We start from the raw sequence: 18,624 nt of genomic DNA, 5'->3' as shown, positions 1-18,624 counted from the left end.
AGGACATTCACAGATGAAAACAGATATTGAGATCGCACAGGAGGCAGCGATGATTCCGATTAAGGAGGTGGCGGCTTCCTACGGAATCAGTGAGGAGGATCTGGAACTTTATGGCAAGTACAAGGCAAAACTGACCGATGAGCTCTGGGAAGAGGTGAAGGACAGACCGGATGGAAAATTGGTTCTGGTTACAGCCATCAACCCGACTCCGGCCGGAGAAGGAAAGACCACGACCACGGTCGGACTGGGCGAAGCGTTTGGAAAGATGGACAAAAAGGCCATCATCGCGCTGCGTGAGCCGTCCTTAGGACCGTGCTTCGGCATCAAAGGCGGCGCTGCCGGCGGCGGATACGCACAGGTTGTGCCGATGGAGGACTTAAACCTTCATTTTACCGGAGATTTCCACGCTATCACCTCGGCGAATAACTTATTAGCCGCGCTTCTGGACAATCACATCCATCAGGGCAATGCTCTGGGAATCGATACCCGTCAGATTCTGTGGAAACGCTGCCTCGACATGAACGACCGCGCCTTAAGAAATGTGGTAGTGGGTTTGGGCGCGAAAGCGGACGGATTCGTGAGGGAAGACCATTTTGTTATCACCGTCGCATCTGAGATCATGGCGATCTTATGTCTGGCCGATGATATGAACGACTTAAAAGAACGATTAGGAAGAATTATTGTCGCATATAATTATGCGGGAGAGCCGGTGACGGCCGCCCAGTTAAACGCGGTGGGCGCCATGGCCGCCCTGCTGAAGGACGCCTTAAAGCCGAATCTGATCCAGACTCTGGAGCACACGGGAGCGATCGTACACGGCGGCCCGTTTGCCAATATCGCTCACGGCTGCAACAGTGTGCGCGCCACGAAGACGGCCTTAAAGCTGGCCGATATCGTCGTGACGGAGGCGGGCTTCGGCGCGGATTTGGGCGCAGAGAAATTCCTGGATATCAAATGCCGTATGGCGGGCTTAAAGCCGGATGCCATCGTGCTGGTGGCTACGGTCAGGGCTCTCAAGTATAACGGAGGCGTTCCGAAGGATCAGCTGAAGGAAGAGAATTTAGAGGCTCTTGCAAGAGGAATCGTGAACCTGGAGAAGCACATCGAAAACATGCAGAAGTACGATGTGCCGGTTATCGTGACCCTCAATTCCTTCATCACGGATACCGAAGCGGAATACCAGTTTGTGAAGAAATTCTGTGAGGACAGAGGCTGTGAGTTCGCACTTTCCGAGGTATGGGAAAAGGGCGGAGAGGGCGGTATCGCCCTTGCGGAGAAGGTGCTCTATACATTGGAAAACAAGGAGAGCCACTACAAACCGCTGTATCCGGACGAAGCCGGATTAAAGGAGAAGATCGCAGCCGTAGCGAAGGAAATCTACGGAGCGGACGGCGTGTCCTATGCACCGGCGGCTTCGAAGGCGTTAAAAAAGATAGAGGATATGGGATTTTGCGGACTTCCTGTCTGCATGGCGAAGACCCAGTATTCCTTATCGGATGACCAGACGAAATTAGGCCGTCCAAGCGGTTTTGAAATTAATGTGAGAGACGCCTATGTATCGGCAGGCGCCGGCTTCGTGGTAGTGCTGACCGGAGCAATCATGACCATGCCGGGGCTTCCAAAGGTACCGGCGGCTAATAATATTGATGTAAATAACGACGGAGTAATCACCGGATTATTCTGATGGAGGATCTATGAAATTCAGAGAGTGGCTTGAAGAGCTGGAATATGACGTAATTTCTGGGGATTTGGACATCGAAGTGGAGGATGTCATCTATGATTCCAGGAAAGCCAGGGAGCATGTGGTGTTTGTGTGCACAAAGGGAACGAAGGTCGATTCCCACGAGTTTATTCCGGAGGTGGTGAAGGCGGGGGTAAGGGTTCTGGTGGTGGAACGCCAGGCCGAGATTCCCGCCGGTGTAACCGCGATCCGTGTACATAGTTCCAGGGAGGCGCTGGCGCACCTGTCCGCCGCCCGGTTCGGCTATCCGCAGGAGAAGATGATCACCATCGGGGTGACGGGGACGAAGGGGAAGACGACAACGACCCATATGATAAAGGCGATTCTGGAAAGCTGTGGGAAGAAGGTGGGCATGATCGGCACGACCGGTATTGTGATCGGCAGTGAGGTGACGCCTACCATGAACACAACGCCGGAATCCTACCAGCTTTTTGAGAGCTTTGAACGCATGGCGCAGGCCGGATGTGAATATATGGTGATGGAGGTATCATCCCAGGCGTTCAAGATGCACCGTGTGGATGGCATCCGTTTTGATTACGGCCTGTTCACCAACATTTCCCCGGATCATATCGGACCGGATGAACACGCAGATTTTAATGAATATTTATATTATAAATCACAGCTGCTGGACCGCTGCCGGATCGGCATTGTGAACCGGGATGACGAGCATTACCACGAGATTATCAAAGATGCCTCCTGCGAACTGACCTCCTTCAGCCTGGAGCAGGAAGCGGATTTCATGGCAAAGCAGATTCACTACGTGAGCGAGCCGGAATTTGTGGGGCTTGAATTCGATGTGGCGGGGCGGTATGCGCTGGAGGCCCGGGTGAATATACCCGGCAGATTCAATGTATATAACGCGCTGGCAGCCATCAGCGTATGCAGCTTTTTAGATCTTCCCAAGGAAAATGTGCGCCATGCGCTGGAGCATTTGAACGTCAACGGGCGCATGGAGATCGTGTATGCGTCGAAGAAGTGCACGGTGATTGTGGACTATGCCCACAATGCGGTCAGCATGGAGAGCCTTTTGGAAACGCTGCGTGAGTATCACCCGGCAAGGCTTGTCTGCGTGTTCGGATGCGGGGGAAATCGCTCGAAGGACAGACGGTACTCCATGGGAGACAGCGCCGGAAGGCTGGCCGACTTCTCCATATTGACAGCCGATAATTCCAGATTTGAGAAGACCGAGGATATCATCGCGGATATCCGCTCCTCAATCGAAAAGACCGGCGGTGACTTCATTGAGATTCCGGACCGGCGTGAAGCGATCGCCTACAGCATGATCCACGCCAGACCGGGAGATATGATTGCGGTCATTGGCAAGGGTCATGAGGATTATCAGGAAGTGAACGGCGTCCGCCACCATTTTTCCGACCGGGAAGTGGTGCTGGAGATCGCGGCAGAATTGGAAAAAAGCGAATAGAGTGATGAAAATAGTGAATAGAGTAATGAAAAAAAGATGCCGGAAGTGGTGATCCCTTCCGGCATTTGCTGGGGTATGCCAGATTCAGGCACACTCTAAGTAAAGACAGGAAGGAAGACAGGAAGATGGAACATATCACGGTTAAGGAAATTCTGGAGGCCACAGGAGGAAGTCTGCTCTGCGGCAGTGCGGATACGCCGCTGGACCATTTAAGCATCGATTCCCGGACTATGAAAGGAAATGATTTATTCGTTCCCCTGGTGGGAGAAAAGGTGGATGCCCACCGCTTTATCGGGCAGGCGTTTGATAACGGCGCGGCGGCGACATTTACGAGTGAACATGACGTGATGGATGATAATCGGCCATGGATCCGTGTGGCTGATACAAAGAGGGCATTGCAGGCCCTGGGCGCCTGGTACAGACGCCGCCTGAATCTTCCTCTGGTGGGAATCACCGGCAGTGTCGGCAAGACGACGACGAGGGAGATGGTGGCCTGCGCCCTGTCTGCTAAATACCGTGTCTACAAGACCCCGGCGAATCACAACAGCCAGGTCGGCGTTCCGATCACCATGACGGAGATCTCCAGTCAGGACGAGATCGGCGTGATCGAGCTGGGGATGAGTGAACCGGGAGAACTGACGATCATTGCGAACATCGCCCAGATTCAGATGGCGGTTATCACCAATATCGGAATCACCCACATCGAACAGCTGGGATCCCGGGGAAATATCTACCGGGAGAAGCTGAGCATTCAGGACGGTCTGACGGAGCATGGGATTCTGTTCCTGAACGGAGACGACGATCTCTTAAAGAAGACGACGGCGAGAGAAGGGTTCCAAACCATCTACTACGGAACCGGAGAAAACTGTCATTACCGCGCAGTCGATGTCCATCTGGAGAACGGCTATCCGGTATTTACCGCGGTATGCGGGGAAGAGCGTGTACCTGTCCGTTTAAAGGTGATGGGAAGCCATAACGTGGCAAACGCCATGGTGTCGCTGGCGGTGGCCTCCGTCTGCGGAATTCCGATGAGGGACGCTGCGGAGCGGCTGGCGGAATTTACCGGATTTAAGAACCGGCAGCAGATTTACCATGTGGGCGGCATGACGATCATTGATGATACCTATAATGCCAGCCCGGTATCCATGAAGGCCGGCCTGGAGGTATTAAATTCCATCGAAGGTTCGAGAGCCCGGGTGGCTGTCCTGGCGGATATGAAGGAGCTGGGGCCGGATTCACCGCAGTTCCACTATGAAATCGGGACTTATATCGCAGAAAATCCCGTCGATAAGCTGGCTGTTCTCGGAGAACTGGCCAGGGAAATTGCGCGCGGCGTCAGGGAACAGGCGCCCGGGATCCGCGTCTATGAGTTTATGGACCGGGAGTCCTTGACCCAATGGCTGAAAACGGAACTCAGAGAAGGGGATACGGTGCTTTTTAAAGGCTCCAACAGCATGGAGCTGGGAAAAGTGGCAGCTGTATTTTTGGAAAAACAGACAACGGAAAACGGAGTATAGATATGGACAGAGAGGCAGTGATCAGACAATTTTTTCAGGATGTGATCAAGCAGAATGAGGCCGGATTGAAGCGGTGGTTCCGGGAAGATGCCGTGATCCGGTGGCACTGCACCAACGAGCAGTTTACAGTTTCGGAATATATCCGGGCGAACTGTGAATATCCGGGCCGCTGGGAAGGAAACATAGAACGTATGGTGCAGAAGGAGGATACCGCGGTTACCGCCGCCAGAGTCTGGTGCACGGAAGACGGAACTTCCTTTCACGCAGTCTCCTTTTACCGGTTCGATGGGGAGAAAATCGCATCCCTGGAGGAATACTGGGGAGACGACGGTCCGGCTCCCGGATGGCGGCTGGAGAAAAAATTAGGCCGGCCGATTGATGGGAACCGGTGAGCACAGCCGGAACGGTAATACCGGGAACTGGAAGAGGAAAAATCTGATAAAGGCGGCATGATATGAAACAGGTGGCATTTTATGAAAAGGCAGATGACGAGCTGCTTCAGTTTGCAGTAATCGCTGCGAAATATCAGGGCCGGTGGGTACTCTGCAAGCATAAAGAGCGCAGCACATGGGAGTTCCCAGGCGGACACCGGGAAGCGGGAGAGACGATAGAAGCCGCAGCGGTGCGGGAGCTGTACGAGGAAACGGGAGCCGCGGAGTACCGGATGGTTCCGGTTTCTGTGTATTCTGTGACTGACCAGGCGCAGTCCGGAGAGAAGCAGGCGAAATCCTTGGGAATGCTGTTTTATGCGGAGATCAGCCGTTTTGACCAGCTTCCTCCCGCGTTTGAGATGGAAAAAATTGAGTGTTTCGAGAAGCCGCCGGATAACTGGACCTATCCGGAGATTCAGCCATTGCTTTTTCAACATCTGCGCCAGGCCGCGGCAGCGGAGGAGCAGGGCGGAGAACAGGGCCGTGACAGCAGTGCGAAGGTGCCGGAGGAGCGGCTGATCTCCGGGAAAAAGATGATCTGTGCGGAAAAGACGGAAAGTCTTCTGTACAGAAGGGCGGGAAGCCATGACAGAGAGCTTCTGACCAGGCTGCGGCTGGAGGTGCTGCGCGCCGCCAATGGCCTTGAGGAAGACGTGGATCTGTCCCGGACAGAGCTGGAATCACGCCGCTATTACGAGACGTGTTTTCCGGAAGACAGTCACGCCGCATGGCTGGTCTTTGACGGGGAAGAGGTGGTTGGAACGGGAGCCGTCAGCTTTTACCAGGTGATGCCCACTTACCATAATCCTTCCGGGAAAAAGGCGTATATTATGAACATGTACACCCGTCCGGACTACAGACGGCGGGGGATTGCGCACAGGGTGCTGGAGCTGCTGACGGCGGAAGCAGAGATGAGGCAGATTGATGTTGTCACGCTGGAAGCTACTGCTGCGGGCCGGCCGCTTTATGAAGCCTTCGGATTCACTGCGATGCGGGATGAGATGGAGCTTCTGGGCGGAAATAAATTCTGAGACACAGGAAAGGAGAAAATAATATGGGGAAAATGGCCGTATTGATTGTTGATGTACAGAAAGCACTGGTGGAGGCACATCCATACAGGGAAGAGGAGTTTTTACAGGAACTGGAGAATCTGGCGGATAGCGCGCGGAAGGCCGGAACTGAAATTATCTATGTCAGACACGACGGCGGTGCAGGAGACGAGCTGGAGAGCGGAACGGAAGGCTGGAAGATTCATGAGGCGGTGGAACCGAAAACGGGAGAACGGATTTTTGATAAGAGCTTCAACAGTGCGTTCCTGGAGACTGATTTGGAGGAGTATTTAAAGGAAAAACAGATTACCGACCTGATTCTCATGGGTATGCAGACGGAATACTGCATCGATGCCACCTGTAAGGCCGCTTTCGAACTGGGGTACGGCGTGGTGATACCGACAGGCGCCACGACCACGTATGACAACGAGTTCATGTCCGGAGAAGCTACTGTGAGGTTTTATGAAGAGAAAATCTGGGCCGGCCGATTTGCCGATCTGATGCCTGCGGAAGCGGTGCTGGGTCTGCTGGGCTGCTGACCGCGGCAGCCGCCGGATGGACAAGCCGGCATGCCCGCCAAGCTCACTGGCCGCGGAAATAATAATGACAGGATGGGAAGGAAGAGATGGAAGAACAGACACTTGCAGAACTGCTGTATGATTCTGCATTTTCCGTGAAAAAACAGAGGAAGGGGCGCTCGGAGGAGCAGAAGATCTGGGCCTCCTTCTTAGCGCTGCTGAACCAGGAACTGGACGCTTCCGGATGCGGGGCAAAGGCGGAGACTTACACTGAGTCTGAGCCGTACCGGCAGGCCTGCGGATATCACCGTGACTACGGATACTTTATGGTTTCCTGCGGCGACCGGGGCTCCAGCTCTATCACGATCCTGGAAGAAGAGGCGGAGGCGGCGAAAAACCGCTTTCTGGCTTTTATAATTGAAAAAAAGGCGTATGAATGGGTGGTGAAGGTCTCAGAGCAGGAAGAGGCCTTCTGGAAGTACCACTGCCGGTACGACTACCGCAGACTGTGGTTCGGAAAGGCTCTGGAGTGGCTGGCGCCGGCTGTGGACTGGGCGTTTTTCGCACAGTGCGCCGAGCGGTATATCGAACTGCTGAACCGCTGGTTTGCGCGTCCCCACTGGGAGTACGACTACCAGATCAGCCGTATCATTGAGATCAGTGAATCGAGGGAGTATTCGGATTCCAAATACTTATACCGCATCGAACCGGCAAAAGAGCCGGACCATTCCAGAATCCGGCTGGAGCCGCAGTTTCTGGAAGATGGGGGCAGCAGCGGTGCTTTTTCGTTCGAAATCGAAGGGGAGGCGCTGGATATGCGGCGGCTGGAAGAGGAAGTCCTTGTCCTTATGGATCGGGAGGAAAATAACATAGATGCTTACTCGCTGGAAGGCAGATTTCTGTGGAATATCGGAGAAAAGCTGCCGGTTCACCGCCGCTATGATAACCTTTACGAAGATATATGCGGTTAAGAAGGGAAACATGAAATTATGAAGATACTGGTTCTTGGCGGCACACGTTTTTTCGGAGTTCATCTGGTGAATACACTGCTATTACAGGGGCATGAGGTTGCCGTGGCGACCCGGGGAAATGCAAAACCGCGCTTTATCGCCCCGGTGGAAGAAATCCGGGTGGACCGCATCCGGGAGGAATCCATGCGCGCCGCATTTTCCGGCAGAGAATTCGATGTGGTATATGATGATCTGGCCTACTGCTCCAATGACGTGAAAACTGCGCTTGAGACAGTCCGGTGCAGGCGGTATATCATGGTTTCCTCCATCTCGGTTTATGAACTGAAGGAAAATACGAGAGAGACGGATTATGATCCGTACCAGGAAACGCTCATCTGGGGTGGGCGGAGTGCATTCGATTACGGAACGGGAAAGAGGCAGGCGGAAGCGGCTTTGGTGCAGGCATTTCCGAAACAGGAGTCCGTGATGGTGCGTTTCCCCGTGGTTCTTGGAAGGGATGATTACACGGAACGTCTCCGGTTTTACGCTGCCCATACGGCGAAGGGGATTGCCATGCAGGTGGAAAATGAAAACTGTCCCGTAAGCTTCGTTTCAGCGGAGGAATGCGGACGTTTCCTGGCGTTTCTGGCCGATTCATCCCTAGAAGACCCTGTGAATGCGGCTGCGTCGGGGACGATCACCGTCGGAGAGATCATCCGCTATTTGGAAGAAAAGACGGGGAAGAAGGCAGTCCTGTCCCCGGATGGGGAAGAAGCCCCTTACAATGGATTTCCGGGATTTTCCATAAATACGGAGAAGGCGGAAGGCGCAGGGTATCATTTTTCCGGCCTTGACACCTGGATTTATCGGCTTCTGGACTTCTATGGGGAGATGGAAGGGTAATCCGGCGTTGACTTTTCTTCCTTAGAATCCTATAATTAGTAACGTACAAACCCGACTTGCTTCGATATGATGCGCCTAAGTCGGGTCATTTCATTTCGAAACGGCAGCATTTCGGATGTGCAGACTGCCGCACGGCTGAATCATTACAAACGCGGCAGCCGTCTGAAGGGCTGCCAAAATTAAGAAGACAGGAAGTTGACGCAATGACAAAACGATTTGCCCAGATCATCATCGATATTTCTCATGAGAAAGTGGACCGCACCTTTGATTACAGAATCCCGCCCCAGCTTGAGGACCGGATTTCCGTAGGCGTTCTGGTGAAGATTCCGTTTGGAAAGGGAAATTCTCTGAGAAAGGGCTATGTGGTCGGCATCACGGACCACGCGGATTATGATGCGGATAAGATAAAAGAGATCGCCGGTATCGTGGAAGGCAGTGTTTCCGCGGAGTCACAGCTGATTATGCTGGCGTGGTGGCTGAAGGAACAGTACGGTTCCACCATGAACCAGGCATTAAAGACGGTGCTCCCGGTGAAACAGAAGGTGAAGCCGAAGGAGAAGAAGGTCCTGCGCCTCCTGATCCCGGAAGAACAGCTGGAGGCGGTGACGGCGGAGGCGGAGAAAAAAAGCTATAAGGCGAGAGTGCGGCTCTTCAAGGCATTGAAGGAGAACCCTTTGATTCCGTATGAGGTGGCGTCAGGCCAGATGAACTTATCAGCGGCAACCTTAAAGCCAGTGATTGAAAAAGGCTATGTGGCGTTGGAATCGGAGGAAATCTTCCGGAATCCCGTAAAGGACGCGGGCAGCAGAGTGAAGGCTGTAGACTTAAACGGGGAGCAGCAGGCGATTGCAGATGCATTCTGCGAGGATTATGAAGCGGGAAAACGGGAGACATATCTAATCCACGGCATTACCGGAAGCGGCAAGACCGAGGTCTATATGGAGATGATTTCCAGAGTCATAAGTGAGGGAAAGCAGGTTATCGTCCTTATTCCCGAGATCGCTCTTACCTACCAGACGGTCATGCGATTCTACGGCCGGTTCGGAAACCGGGTTTCCATCATCAATTCCAGATTGTCGGCAGGGGAACGGTACGATCAGTTTGAGCGGGCCAGAGGCGGAGATATTGATATTATGATTGGTCCGCGCTCCGCGTTGTTTACCCCGTTTTCCAGGCTGGGACTGATTATCATAGACGAAGAGCATGAAGGCGCCTATAAGAGCGAGGTAGTGCCGCGGTACCATGCGAGGGAGGTGGCGGTAAAACGGGCGCAGATGCAGAACGCTTCCGTGGTTCTGGGATCGGCGACGCCCTCTCTGGAGGCGTATACGAAGGCGCTTCGCGGTGAATACCGGCTGTTCAGCCTGCATACCAGAGCCAAGGCGGACAGCAGGCTGGCCGATGTGGCTGTCGTGGATCTGCGGGAAGAGTTGAAGGCTGGGAATAAGTCCATTTTCAGCAGACGGCTTCAGCAGATGATCGGTGACCGCCTGGAGAAAAAGGAACAGATCATGATGTTCATCAACAGGAGGGGCTATGCCAACTTTGTGTCCTGCCGTTCCTGTGGGGAGGCCATCAAGTGTCCCCACTGTGATGTGACGCTGACGCTTCATAAGGACAACCGCCTGGTGTGCCATTACTGCGGCTATTCGATTCCCATGCCGGATAAATGTCCCAGCTGCGGTTCTCCTTACATCGCCAATTTCGGAGTAGGGACCCAGAAAATTGAGATGATGGCAAAGAAGATGTTTCCGCAGGCCAGGGTCTTGCGCATGGATCTCGATACGACTTCAAAAAAGGGCGGCCATGAGGAGATCCTGTCGGCCTTTGCGGAAGGGGACGCCGATATTCTGATCGGAACCCAGATGATCGTAAAGGGCCACGACTTTCCCGATGTCACCCTGGTGGGAGTGCTGGCGGCTGATTTATCGCTGTACACGCCGGATTACCGGGCTGCGGAGCGGACCTTTCAGCTGCTCACCCAGGCCGCAGGCCGTGCAGGGCGTGACGCGAGGCATGGTGATGTCATTATTCAAACATACAATCCGGAGCACTACAGCATTGTCACGGCCGCGGGGCAGGATTATGAAACATTCTACCATCAGGAGATGGCCTATCGCCGTCTGATGAAGTATCCGCCGGTCAATGTGCTGTTCACCGTGCAGATGGCATCGAAATCAGAAGCAGTGTTGGTGGAGGCAGCGGACCGCCTCGCAGCCCATATAACGCCCCAGGCAGACGAGGAAAAAGTCCAGATGATAGGGCCTGTAGACGCATCCGTTTACAAAATTAATGATATATATAGAAAAATTTTATATTTGAAACAGGAAAATTATGATATACTAATTAAAATCAGGGATAATATCGACTGCTTCCAAAAGGAAAATCAAGAGTTATTTAAAGGGGTTGTGGTACAGTATGATCTTTCATGAGCAGTGCAAAAAGTGGCATTAAGATATTTTCGTTGTGCTTGCACATAAGAAAATATCTTAGTGACACTTTTTATAGGGCGAAGCCCGTCACCGAACGAGAGCGCAGCGGACGTGAGGTGGTGCACTGCGGAGTAATGGGATGCACAATCAAACTATATACAGAAATGAGAGGATAAACAACAATGGCAATCAGAAAAATAAGAACAATCGGAGACGACATCTTAAGAAAACACTGCAAACCAGTAAAAGAAATAACACCGCGCATCCAGGACTTAATCGACGACATGTTCGAAACCATGTACGAAGCCTGTGGCGTAGGCCTTGCCGCCCCCCAGGTAGGCGTACTGAAGCAGATTGTAGTAATCGACGTAGAAGACGGTAACCAGTACGTACTCATCAACCCAACCATCATCGAGACGAGCGGAAGCCAGACAGGCAGCGAAGGCTGCCTAAGCGTACCGGGCAAATCCGGTGTCGTCACCCGCCCCGACCACGTAAAGGTAAAAGCATATGACTGCGAGATGAAGGAATTCGAACTGGTTGGAGAAGGTCTCCTGGCGCGTGCCATCTGCCACGAATGCGACCATTTAAGCGGCGATCTCTTCGTCGACAAGGTGGAGGGCGAGTTGACCGACGTAGACCAGGAAGAAGACGAGTCAGAGGAAGGTGAAGAATAAAATGCGAATCGTATTTATGGGAACGCCCGACTTTTCCGTACCAGCCCTAACCGCGCTGGTGGAAGCGGGCCATGATGTGATTGCGGTGGTGACCCAGCCGGATAAGCCAAAAGGACGTGGGAAATTAGTCCAGATGACTCCCGTTAAAGAAAAGGCTTTAGAGTATGGAATTCCCGTTTACCAGCCGGTGAAGGCGAGAGATCCTGAATTCGTAAGCCTCCTTAAGGAGATGAATCCAGACGCCATGGTTGTGGCGGCCTTCGGCCAGCTTCTTCCAAAGACCATCCTCGATATTCCAAAATATGGCTGTGTGAACATCCACGCCTCCCTGCTTCCCAAGTACCGCGGCGCAGCTCCGATTCAGTTCGCGGTGATCAACGGGGAATCCGTCAGCGGAATCACCACCATGATGATGGCGCCGACACTGGATACGGGAGATATCCTGGATCAGGAGTCCGTTGCTCTCGATGAGAAAGAGACGGGCGGAAGTCTCCACGATAAGCTGAGCGCGATCGGAGGACGTCTGATTATAAAAACGCTGAAGAAGCTGGAAGACGGAACCGCCGTGCGGACTGTGCAGGACGAAGAAAAGATGACTTACTTTGGAATGCTTAAGAAATCCATGGGAGATATCGACTGGAATCAGGATGCGGCTTCCATCGAGCGTCTGATCCGCGGATTAAACCCGTGGCCCAGTGCTTACACAAGCTGGGAAGGAAAGACGATCAAGCTCTGGGAGGCCGATGCACTGGAAGAAGAGTATGAGGGAGCCTGCGGCCAGGTTGTGAAAACAGGAAAAGACTGTCTGTATGTAAAAACAGGAAAGGGAACACTTGCGGTGAAGGAACTGCAGCTTCAGGGAAAGAAGCGTATGGATACCGGCGCGTTTCTGCGCGGATACCAGATTGCAGAAGGAACCGTTTTCGAAAGGAGTATCTGATTTATGTATTATGGCGGTTTAATGGGATATTATTTTGATCCCACATGGATTCTTGTAATTATAGGTGCGGTTCTGTCTATGGCAGCATCCGCAAAGGTGAACAGCACATTCAACAAATATTCAAAGGTCAGGAGCATTACGGGAATGACAGGGGAGGACGCGGCAAAGCGCCTCTTAAACTCACAGGGTATCTACGATGTGACCGTCCGTCCCGTAAAGGGACAGCTGACAGACCATTACGATCCGAGGACGAAGACCGTTAATTTATCGGAGTCGGTATTCCATTCTACCTCCGTGGCGGCAATCGGCGTGGCGGCTCACGAGTGCGGCCATGCCATGCAGGACAACGTGGGATACGTTCCCCTAAAGCTGCGCGGAGCGATCGTTCCGGTGGCCAATATCGGCTCCCAGGCGGCATTTCCGCTAATTATTATCGGTGTGCTGATCGGTGGTATGGGATCGCCTCTCGTGAATATCGGCCTGATTCTCTTTTCACTGGCCGTTATTTTCCAGCTCATCACCCTTCCTGTGGAGCTCAATGCCTCCAGGAGAGCGATCACGCTGCTCGACCAGGTCGGTATACTTGGCGGCCAGGAAGTAAATCAGACGAGAAAGGTGCTGGGCGCTGCGGCGCTCACGTACGTGGCCGCGCTGGCTGCTTCCGTGCTCCAGCTGCTCCGTCTCGTGATTCTATTTGGAGGACGCAGAGACAATGACTAACGGAAACAGCAGCCGGGAAATCATCCTGGATATACTGCTCGAGATCCTGGAAAAGGGCGGTTACAGTCATATCGTGCTGGGCCAGGCGCTGAGCAAATACCAGTATCTTGACAAACAGGAGCGGGCCTTTATCTCCCGCACCGTGGAAGGTACTGTGGAATACACCCTTCAGCTGGATTACGTCATTAATTCTTACTCCAGCGTAAAAGTAAAAAAGATGAAACCGGTCATCCGCACTCTGCTGCGGATGTCCGTTTATCAGATTCTCTATATGGACCGTGTGCCGGACTCCGCTGTCTGCAACGAGGCGGTAAAGCTGGCGCAGAAACGGAAATTCACCGGATTAAAGGGCTTTGTCAACGGCGTTCTGCGCAACATTTCCAGAAATAAAGAACAACTAAAATGGCCGGATGATTCTGTCCGATACTCCATGCCTTCCTGGATTCTGGATATGTGGAAGGATACATACGGAGAGGAAACGGCGGTTTCCATGGTAAAAGCCTTCTTAAAGCCCAGCAGGACGGCGGTTCGCTGCAATTTGAACCGGGCTTCGAAGCAGGAGATTATGGAAAGTCTGAAAAACCAGGGTGTTACGGTGGAGGAGACGCCGCTGTCTGCAGCGGTACTTTATTTATCGAAGTACGATTATTTAGAGAGCCTTGACGCGTTTGCTGAAGGCCTGATTTCAGTTCAGGATATGAGCTCCAGCTTTGTGGGAGAGATCGCGGACCCGAAGGAAGGCGATCTCTGCCTCGATGTCTGCGGCGCTCCCGGCGGAAAGAGCCTTCACGTCGCGGATAAACTGAAGGGAACCGGAATGGTAATCGTCCGTGATTTGACGGAGCAGAAGGTGGCCCTTATTGAAGATAATATCGCCCGGTCGGGCTTTACCAACATCCGTGCCGAGGTGCACGACGCTCTTGTTCCTGATCCGGCGTGGGAAGGCAGGGCAGACATTGTTCTGGCCGATCTGCCGTGCTCCGGGCTTGGGATCATAGGCAGGAAACCGGATATCAAGTACCGGATGACGATGGAACAGATGGAGGAGCTGGCAGCTCTGCAGCGGGAGATCCTCTCTGTGGTTCAGTCTTACGTGAAGCCAGGAGGAAAGCTGATTTACAGCACCTGTACCATCGACGGTCAAGAAAATGAAGAGAATGCGGCGTGGTTTCTGGAGAATTATCCGTTTGACGCCATGAATTTAGAAGGAAAGTTAGGAGAAACACTGAATGCGGCTTCTTTGAGGTCCGGGAATATCCAGCTCTTACCGGGAATTCACCCGTGTGATGGATTTTTCATCGCAGCATTTCAGAAAAAATTAGGATAATGGAAAAGACAGATATTAAATCTTTGAATTTAGAAGAACTTACGGCGTTTATCACAGCCTCCGGCGAGAAGGCGTTCCGGGCAAAACAGCTCTACGAGTGGATGCACAAAAAGCTGGCCCCCGGATATGAGGAGATGACGAATCTTCCGAAGTCCCTCAAGGAGCGGTTGAAGGAGACGTGTGACTATACGTCGCTTCAGACTGTGGACGAGAAAATATCCGCCATTGACGGGACGAGAAAGTATTTATTCGGCCTTTCAGACGGCAATATCATCGAGAGCGTCTTAATGAGGTATAAACACGGCAATTCCGTATGTATTTCCTCCCAGGTCGGCTGCCGTATGGGCTGCCGGTTCTGCGCCTCCACTCTGGATGGCCTGGAACGGAATTTAAGGCCGGCGGAGATGCTGGACCAGATCTACCGGATTCAGTATCTCACAGGGGAGCGGATATCCAACGTGGTGATCATGGGTTCGGGAGAGCCTATGGATAACTATGACAATGTAGTGAAGTTTATCCGCCTGCTGACAGATGAGCATGGGCTGAACATCAGCCAGCGAAACATTACACTGTCCACCTGCGGCATTGTTCCGGGAATCCTTAAGCTGGCTGATGAGGGGCTCGCCATCACCCTGGCCCTCTCGCTCCACGCGCCGGATGATGAGGTGAGAAAGACTCTGATGCCTGTGGCGAACCGCTATAAGCTGAACGATGTGCTGGAAGCCTGTCATACATATTTTGAGAAGACGGGAAGACGGCTGACCTTTGAGTACAGTCTCGTTTCCGGTGTCAATGATAATCTGCAGGAAGCGGCGGCGCTGGCGGCACTGATCAAGGACCAGCAGGGCCACGTGAACTTAATTCCGGTGAATCCCATCAAGGAACGGGATTACGTGCAGTCGGACAGGAAGGCCATAGAGGCATTTAAAAATCTGCTTGAAAAAAATGGAATTAATGTTACTATAAGAAGGGAAATGGGCCGGGACATCCATGGTGCCTGCGGCCAGCTTAGAAAGAGTTTTTTATGTCAGGAACAAAAAGGGAGTGAGAAGACGCTATGAAAGCTTGTGCATTGACGGATACGGGAAGAGTGCGTACGGCCAATCAGGATTACGTATATGCCAGCGTGGAGCCGGTCGGGAGCCTGCCGAACTTATTCGTGGTTGCGGATGGGATGGGCGGTCATCAGGCCGGAGACTATGCCTCCAGATATATTGTAGAGAATCTGGTGACGTATCTTCAGTATACGGAAAATTCCCAGATTGTTCCGCTTCTGCGGGAGGGCATATTAAAGGTCAACACGCAGCTATACCAGGAGTCGAAGGAAAAACCGGAACTTTCCGGTATGGGAACGACTCTGGTGGCTGCAGTGGCCGATGAGAATACCCTCTATGTGGCCAATGTGGGAGACAGCCGCCTCTATCTCGTGAGAGACAGGATCAGACAGGTGACGAGAGACCATTCCTATGTGGAGGAACTGGTTTCCCTGGGGCGTCTGGAGCGCGGAAGCAAGGATTATAAGGATAAAAAGAATATCATTACGAGAGCAGTTGGGACAGAAGATAAGCTGCTGGTCGATTTCTTCGAGGTAGGACTGGAGCCGGGAGACTTTATTCTCATGTGTTCCGACGGACTCAGCAATATGCTGGAGGACGTGGAGATGGAGGAGATTGTCGGCTCTGATCTGGAGCTGGAGGAAAAAGCGGAGAAGTTGATCACGGTAGCCAATGACAATGGCGGTAAGGACAATATAGCAGTGGTACTCGTTGATCCGCAGATTGGCAGGGAGGTAAGCTTATGATTTTGAGACCAGGGACATTTTTACAGGACAGATATGAAATACTGGATAAGATCGGTTCCGGCGGGATGTCAGATGTGTACAAGGCCCTGTGCCATAAGCTGAAACGGCAGGTTGCCATTAAGGTACTGAAGGAGGAATTCAGTTCAGACAGCGGATTTGTGAGCAAGTTTAAGATGGAAGCCCAGGCTGCGGCCAGACTGTCCCATCCGAACATTGTAAACGTATATGATGTCGTGGATGAGGGAACTCTTCATTATATCGTTATGGAGCTGATCGAGGGCATCACTCTTAAGAATTACATCCTGAAAAAGGGCTGCCTCGACAGCAAGGAGGCCATCGGGATCGCAATCCAGGTGGCGCAGGGGATCGCAGCCGCCCATGAGCAGGGAATCGTTCACCGGGATATCAAGCCGCAGAATATCATTATCGCGCGGGATGGAAAGGTGAAGGTAGCGGATTTCGGGATCGCCCGCGCCGCGTCCACTCAGACGCTCAGCGCTACGGCTATGGGATCGGTTCATTACATTTCACCGGAACAGGCGAGAGGCGGATACAGCGACGCCCGCAGCGATATCTATTCACTGGGTATCACCATGTACGAGATGGCGGCCGGACGGGTGCCCTTTGAAGGGGAGAACACCGTCACGGTGGCTCTGGCGCACTTAGAAGACCCGATTACACCGCCCAGCTACTACAATCAGGAGATTCCGGTCGGTTTTGAGAACATCATTTTAAAATGTACGGAGAAGAAGCCGGAGTACCGGTACGGGAGCATGCAGGAGGTGATCGCCGACTTGCGCCGCGCCCTTGTGACGCCCGATGAGAATTTTGTGCAGGCGTCGGCTCCGTCTATGGATACATCCCAGACGGTGATCATCGGAGCGCCGGAGCTGGAGCAGATCCGTTCCGGCTCCGGCCGCAGGAATCAGCCGGAACCGCAGCAGAACCGGAACAGCCGCTATGGCAATGAACCGGTGCGGGAACGCCAGCCGGAGCACAGGAGCAGCCGGAATACCGGAACCGCCGGAGGCCCGTCGGGAAGAACGAAGCGGCGGGAACCGGATGAGGAGATCAATCCGGGAATCGAAAAGCTTCTGACGGCAGCGGGCATCGTGGTGGCGGTTCTTATCGTCATCGTCCTTATCTTCCTGGTTACCAGACTTGGCGGGCTGTTCCGTTCCGGAACACCCAAGGAGACGGAGACCACTGTGGAGACTACGATACCGGAGGAGACGACTCTGGGTGATAAACAGACCACCATGCCGGAGGTCGAGGGACTGGCGGAAGACATTGCGCGGCAGAAGCTTCGTGAGAACGGCGGTCTGGACATGAAGATCGGCGATTATGAGTTCTCTGATACCGTGAAAAAGGGAGATGTCATTACCCAGACTCCGAAAGCGGGAGAGATTGTAGATAAGTACTCGGCTGTATCCGTGGTCATCAGCAACGGACCGGAGCATCCAGAGATTGATTTAACCACCCTGGGCCTGGATTCCCTTACAGCGGAGGCGGCCAAATCGCTTCTGGAGGGCAAAGGCTTTGTCGTGAATGTGCAGAACCAGAGCAGCGATACGGTAGAGTCTGGCAAGATCATCAGCTACAGCCCGGATAAAGCAAAGGAAGGGGCTGTGATCAGCGTGATCGCCAGCACAGGCCCGGCACTGACTAATCCGGTAACGGTTCCTGATATTACAGGCAAAGGGGAAGAGGTCGGAGAGGAGATGCTGGCTGATCTGGGCCTGGTTTCCGGAACGGTAACGAAGGAAACCTCGGAAGATGTGCCGGCAGGCACCATCATTCGTCAGACCATCGCGCCAGGTACCCAGGTAGAGGGCGGAACGGCCATCGATTACGTGGTCAGCAGCGGATCGGCGGAACAGGCCAAATACAAGTACCTGGCATCCATCGAGAAATCGTATCCGCTCCAGAATTTAATAGGACCGGGATCCGCCAGTACCCAGCTGAATATAAAGATCCAGCTGAAGCAGACGGTAAACGGAAAAGACGAGGTCAGGGATCTGATGGGGCCGGTGACGATCACGGGAGACCAGCAGCTTCCGGTCGTCTTCAAGAACATTGAGGGCGCCTATGGCGTGACCAGCGGTGAAGTGCAGATTGTCAATGTGGACACGGGAGAAGTAATCAATTCCTATCCGGTTACGTTTGTTCCCATTCCACAGTCATAAGGGCTATTG

Annotated in this window: 16 protein-coding genes; all 16 read left to right on the top strand. The window is 53.1% G+C overall.

Translation table 11 applies throughout. The features are described 5' to 3' along the window. Nucleotides 1-13: 13 nt before the first annotated feature. The 16 genes from M1L66_RS17480 to pknB all read left to right on the top strand — a co-directional run bounded on the left by M1L66_RS17480 (nt 14) and on the right by pknB (nt 18,615). Nucleotides 14-1,684, top strand: a complete 1,671-nt coding sequence (locus M1L66_RS17480) for a formate--tetrahydrofolate ligase (protein WP_434687343.1) — start codon at nt 14-16, stop codon at nt 1,682-1,684. Between the two features lie 10 nt (nt 1,685-1,694). Continuing rightward, complete coding sequence (locus M1L66_RS17475) at nt 1,695-3,164, top strand: UDP-N-acetylmuramoyl-L-alanyl-D-glutamate--2,6-diaminopimelate ligase (protein WP_434687341.1); 1,470 nt, start codon at nt 1,695-1,697, stop codon at nt 3,162-3,164. Nucleotides 3,165-3,289: 125 nt separating this feature from the next. After that, nucleotides 3,290-4,681 carry a UDP-N-acetylmuramoyl-tripeptide--D-alanyl-D-alanine ligase gene (locus M1L66_RS17470; protein ID WP_187021937.1) on the top strand — a complete coding sequence of 464 codons (1,392 nt, stop codon included), beginning with the start codon at nt 3,290-3,292 and terminating at the stop codon, nt 4,679-4,681. Between the two features lie 2 nt (nt 4,682-4,683). Beyond that, a complete protein-coding gene (locus M1L66_RS17465) occupies nt 4,684-5,073 on the top strand; it encodes a nuclear transport factor 2 family protein (RefSeq protein WP_187021938.1) in 390 nt (129 codons plus the stop codon). 62 nt (nt 5,074-5,135) lie between these two features. After that, complete coding sequence (locus M1L66_RS17460) at nt 5,136-6,143, top strand: GNAT family N-acetyltransferase (protein ID WP_434687339.1); 1,008 nt, start codon at nt 5,136-5,138, stop codon at nt 6,141-6,143. Nucleotides 6,144-6,166: 23 nt separating this feature from the next. Then, nucleotides 6,167-6,700, top strand: a complete 534-nt coding sequence (locus M1L66_RS17455; protein WP_055652858.1) for a cysteine hydrolase family protein — start codon at nt 6,167-6,169, stop codon at nt 6,698-6,700. Nucleotides 6,701-6,786: 86 nt separating this feature from the next. Further along, entirely contained in the window at nt 6,787-7,650 is an 864-nt protein-coding gene (locus M1L66_RS17450; RefSeq protein ID WP_187021940.1) for a cytosolic protein, read from the top strand. A gap of 18 nt (nt 7,651-7,668) precedes the next feature. Then, entirely contained in the window at nt 7,669-8,532 is an 864-nt protein-coding gene (locus tag M1L66_RS17445) for an NAD-dependent epimerase/dehydratase family protein (RefSeq protein WP_434687336.1), read from the top strand. Nucleotides 8,533-8,735: 203 nt separating this feature from the next. Then, complete coding sequence (gene priA, locus M1L66_RS17440; protein ID WP_434687334.1) at nt 8,736-10,964, top strand: replication restart helicase PriA; 2,229 nt, start codon at nt 8,736-8,738, stop codon at nt 10,962-10,964. 182 nt (nt 10,965-11,146) lie between these two features. Then, nucleotides 11,147-11,641, top strand: coding sequence for a peptide deformylase (def, locus tag M1L66_RS17435; protein WP_187021943.1), 495 nt, complete (start codon nt 11,147-11,149; stop codon nt 11,639-11,641). Nucleotide 11,642: 1 nt separating this feature from the next. After that, on the top strand, nt 11,643-12,581 hold the full coding sequence (gene fmt / locus M1L66_RS17430; protein WP_187021944.1) for a methionyl-tRNA formyltransferase: 939 nt from the start codon (nt 11,643-11,645) through the stop codon (nt 12,579-12,581). A 3-nt stretch (nt 12,582-12,584) separates the two neighbouring features. Beyond that, nucleotides 12,585-13,301: a zinc metallopeptidase gene (locus M1L66_RS17425; RefSeq protein WP_434687331.1), complete on the top strand. Its 717-nt coding sequence runs from the start codon at nt 12,585-12,587 to the stop codon at nt 13,299-13,301. Continuing rightward, entirely contained in the window at nt 13,294-14,628 is a 1,335-nt protein-coding gene (rsmB, locus tag M1L66_RS17420) for a 16S rRNA (cytosine(967)-C(5))-methyltransferase RsmB (protein ID WP_187021946.1), read from the top strand. The genes M1L66_RS17425 and rsmB overlap by 8 nt, the downstream gene beginning before the upstream one ends. Next, a complete protein-coding gene (rlmN, locus tag M1L66_RS17415; RefSeq protein ID WP_320991814.1) occupies nt 14,628-15,689 on the top strand; it encodes a 23S rRNA (adenine(2503)-C(2))-methyltransferase RlmN in 1,062 nt (353 codons plus the stop codon). The genes rsmB and rlmN overlap by 1 nt, the downstream gene beginning before the upstream one ends. Continuing rightward, on the top strand, nt 15,686-16,429 hold the full coding sequence (locus tag M1L66_RS17410; RefSeq protein ID WP_187021948.1) for a Stp1/IreP family PP2C-type Ser/Thr phosphatase: 744 nt from the start codon (nt 15,686-15,688) through the stop codon (nt 16,427-16,429). Before rlmN ends, M1L66_RS17410 begins: the two co-directional genes overlap by 4 nt. Then, the gene (gene pknB, locus M1L66_RS17405; protein ID WP_434687328.1) at nt 16,426-18,615 is read left to right on the top strand and encodes a Stk1 family PASTA domain-containing Ser/Thr kinase; all 2,190 of its coding nucleotides are present in this window, start codon (nt 16,426-16,428) and stop codon (nt 18,613-18,615) included. The genes M1L66_RS17410 and pknB overlap by 4 nt, the downstream gene beginning before the upstream one ends. Nucleotides 18,616-18,624: the final 9 nt, after the last annotated feature.

The sequence above is a fragment of the Hungatella sp. SB206 genome (genome assembly GCF_051132295.1).
GTDB classification, from domain to species: domain Bacteria; phylum Bacillota; class Clostridia; order Lachnospirales; family Lachnospiraceae; genus Hungatella; species Hungatella effluvii.
The sequence above is the reverse complement of the archived record's forward strand: the minus strand, read 5'-3'. Positions and strand labels throughout refer to the sequence as shown.